The organism is Microseira sp. BLCC-F43 (assembly GCF_041929235.1).
Taxonomy (GTDB): Bacteria; Cyanobacteriota; Cyanobacteriia; order Cyanobacteriales; family Aerosakkonemataceae; genus Microseira.
The window spans coordinates 1-4,080 of the sequence record NZ_JBHFNP010000208.1 but is presented as its reverse complement, the minus strand read 5'-3'; the positions used below and the strand labels follow the sequence as shown (position 1 = coordinate 4,080).

Below are 4,080 nucleotides of genomic sequence, written 5' to 3'. Positions count from 1 at the left end.
AGGCAAAACTACCAGAATACATGATACCAACAAGTTTCATGCTGCTAGAAAAACTGCCATTAACTCCGAGTGGAAAAATAAACCGTCAAGCACTACCAACAGTAGCAGCCCAACAGATGGGTGCAAAAGAAATAGTCCCAGCAACAACAGCCACAGAACAAAAAATCGCCGACATCTTCGCCAGGGTCCTGAAAGTACCAGCAGTAGGCATCCACAACAACTTCTTTGAATTAGGCGGACACTCACTAATAGCCACCCAAGTCATCGCACGTCTACAACTAGCCTTCAACATCCAACTCCCCCTGCGAACACTATTTGAATACCCCACCGTCGCCCAACTCGCCCAAATCCTCAGCCAAAAACAAACCGAATCCCCCCACGCAGACCTCAACAATCCCACCCTCATCCCAGCACCAGACCAACGTTACCAACCCTTCCCCCTCACAGAAATTCAACAAGCGTACTGGCTAGGTCGTAACAGCGCCTTTGAACTCGGAAACATCGCCAGTCACATATACATCGAACTCGATTGTCAAAATCTAGACCTAGAACGCCTCAACCAAGCATGGCAAAAAATCATCGACCATCATGACATGATGCGAATGGTCGTATTACCAGACGGGCAACAACAAATCCTGCCACAAGTCCCCCCCTATCAAATCGAAATATTCGACACCAGTAGCCAATCCCAACCAACCCAAACCAGGCATTTAGAAACAATCCGACAGCAAATGTCTCATCAGGTATTTGACAGCGAAACCTGGCCTCTCTTCAAGCTGTGTGCCACCCGCCTCGGACAACAACATTATCGTTTACACCTCAGCTTCGATGCCTTAATCGCCGATGCTCTCAGCCTGATGAACTTCGGACAACAATGGTGGCAACTATACCAAAATCCCCAAACCACCCTACCCCAAATAGAAGCATCATTTCGCGACTATGTACTAGCAGAACTCCAACTGAAAAATACCCCCCAATATCAACGCTCCCAAGAATATTGGCAACAGCGACTGTCAACTCTACCAGGCGCACCCGAATTACCCCTAGCTCAACGACCCTCAACGATTAAACAACCTCAGTTCAAACGCTTCAGTGCCCGACTCACCCCTCAACAGTGGCAACAACTGCAACAAAAAGCACAGCAGGCCAATCTAACAGCTTCGGCGCTATTATTAACAGCCTTCAGCGATATTTTAACCACCTGGAGCAAAACCCCCCATTTCACGATCAATCTCACCCTATTCCATCGTCTCCCCCTCCATCCCCAAGTCAATCAAATTGTGGGAGACTTCACCTCGCTCACACTCCTGGAAGTCAATCAATCCACACCAGCAACCTTGATCGAACGAGCCAAACGCCTGCAAGCCCAATTATGGCAAGACCTAGACCACCGCTACGTCAGTGGTGTAGCCGTCCAACGACAACTGCGGCATCAACGCGGCAGTTCCCAAACAATGGGAGTCGTATTTACCAGCACCTTAGGCATCGGCGACCTCGCTCAGAAAGATTGGTGGGTCAACCAATTCGGAGAAATGGTCTATGGCATCACTCAAACACCCCAAGTGTGGCTCGACCATCAAGTAATAGAAGAACAAGGAACATTGCGGTTTAACTGGGACGTAGTTGCAGAAATCTTCCCACCTGGCCTGATAGAAGAAATGTTCAGCAGCTACTGCGATTATCTGCAACAACTCGCCACAGAAGAACAACCATGGCAACTTCCCCATCCTCAACTATTACCCCCACAACAGCTAGAACAACGACAGCAAGTCAATCAAACCGCAACCGCAATTCCTGAACAAACCTTAGATAGTTTGTTGATCGACCAGGCGCAAAAACAACCAACATCCCTCGCAGTCATCACCCCAGAATTCACCCTCACTTATGAGCAACTCTATCAAAGAGCGCTACAGCTAGCACATCAACTGCGACAATTAGGAGTCACGACCAACGACCGCATTGCCATCGTCATGGAAAAGGGATGGGAACAAGTAGTAGCTGTATTGGGGATTTTAATCTCAGGTGCAGCCTATGTACCGATTGACCCCTCCCTGCCCCAACAGAGGCAATCGTCACTGCTTCTGGAAGCTCAAGTCCAGTCGGTCGTCACCCAAACCTCACTGTCGTCAAAATTATCTTGCCCGCAAGCGATTAATTGTCTGTGTGTGGAGGAAAATCCGCAGACCTCACCCTTGACTCGATTAGAACGCTTACATCAGCCTGAGGATTTAGCCTACATCATCTATACATCGGGTTCCACAGGCCAACCCAAAGGCGTGATGATCGAACATCGGGCGGCGGTGAATACGCTCATCGACATCAACCAACGCTTTGGTGTCACCTCTAATGACCGCGTACTAGCTGTCTCGGCGTTAAATTTTGACCTGTCGGTCTATGATATTTTGGGCATACTGGCAGCAGGGGGAACAATTGTTCTGCCCAGTGCCAAAGCCGCCAAAGACCCAGCCGATTGGCTGTCATTGGTCAACGCACACCAAGTCACAATTTGGAACTCAGTGCCAGCACTGATGCAGATGTTAGTCGAATACAGCTCGACACAGCCAACACTGGTGAATCATTCACTGCGATTGGTACTGCTATCTGGCGATTGGTTGCCGTTGAACTTACCCCAGCAAATCAAAGCGGTGTGGGGTGATGTGGAAACGATTAGTCTGGGTGGAGCTACAGAGGCGGCGATTTGGTCGATTTATTATCCGATTCGGCAAGTTGAGTCCCACTGGCGCAGTATTCCTTACGGTAAACCCCTGGGCAATCAAACAGTTCATCTCCTCAATTGCTGGATGACACCGACTCCGGTAGGGGTGCCTGGGCAGATTTACATCGGTGGCAAGGGACTGGCAAGGGGTTACTGGCAAGATGAGCAAAAGACCCGCGAGAGTTTTATTACCCATCCTCTGACTCAGGAAAGATTATACAAAACGGGTGACTGGGGATGCTATTTGCCGGATGGTAATATTGAGTTCCTGGGGCGAGAAGATTTTCAGGTGAAAATTCGGGGGTATCGGATTGAGTTGGGAGAAATTGAAGCGGCGTTGATGCAGCATTCTCTGGTGAAGAAAGCGGTGGTGAAAGCGGTGGGAGACTCGCCAGAAAAACGGCAGCTTGTGGCTTATATTGTTCCCTCACAGACTCAGTTGAAGTTGCCAGAAGCCGCTCAACCTCAGGAAAAAGAGGGGATGATTGTTGACCCGATTGAGAGGATTGAATTTAAGCTTCAGCAACCGGGTTTACGACAATTCGCATCGACACAGGCTTTTGTGGAGTTGCCTTTGGCGATTGATGATGCAGCTAGTAGTCAAGCTTATTTAGAACGGCAAAGTTATCGCCAATTTGAGCAGAAACCTCTGGATTTACAGCGGTTTAGCCAGTTATTGAGTTGTTTGAGGCAGCTCGTGTTGGGGGATATGCCTCTACCGAAATATCTTTATCCTTCGGCGGGTAATCTTTATCCGGTGCAGACTTATTTGCTGATTAAACCGGAACGGGTTTGTGGGGTGTCAGGGGGGATTTACTATTATTGTCCGCGTCAGCATCGCTTATTTAGACTTGCGGGTGTGAGTCAGGTTCCAGGAGATGTTTACGGGGCGAATCAGCCGATTTTTGAGCAGGGGGCTTTTGCCTTATTTTTGATTGGCAAACTCGATGCGATATCGCCGATGTATGGTGAGATGGCGCAGAGGTTTTGCTTGCTGGAAGCGGGTCACATGGGTCAGTTGTTGATGAGTACGGCTCCCAAGTTTGATTTGGGTTTGTGTCCGATTGGCAATTTGGATTGGAGTCGGTTGAGCGATGGGTTTAAGTTGGCAGCAAATCAGCTTTTGCTTTATAGCTTTGTGGGTGGAAAGATTGACCCGGAGCAGAAGAAACAGTGGTTGACATGGCCTGATGCTTCTAGTATGGCTGATTGGGTTGACCAGTTGCGCCAGCATTTACGATTGCGTTTGCCTGAGTATATGCTGCCGGTGGAATTTGTCAAACTTGTGTCTTTTCCTTTGTCGGCTAATGGTAAAGTTGACCGTCAGGCTCTTCCTCTTCCTGATTCCCTGCAATTTTCACAGC

The 4,080-nt window shown here is 48.9% G+C and carries 1 protein-coding gene; it reads left to right on the top strand.

Features of this window, described 5'->3' with window-relative positions; genetic code table 11:
- Positions 1–20 precede the first annotated feature (20 nt).
- On the top strand, positions 21–4,080 hold a 4,060-nt coding region (locus tag ACE1CM_RS28450; protein ID WP_374882223.1), incomplete at its 3' end, for an amino acid adenylation domain-containing protein.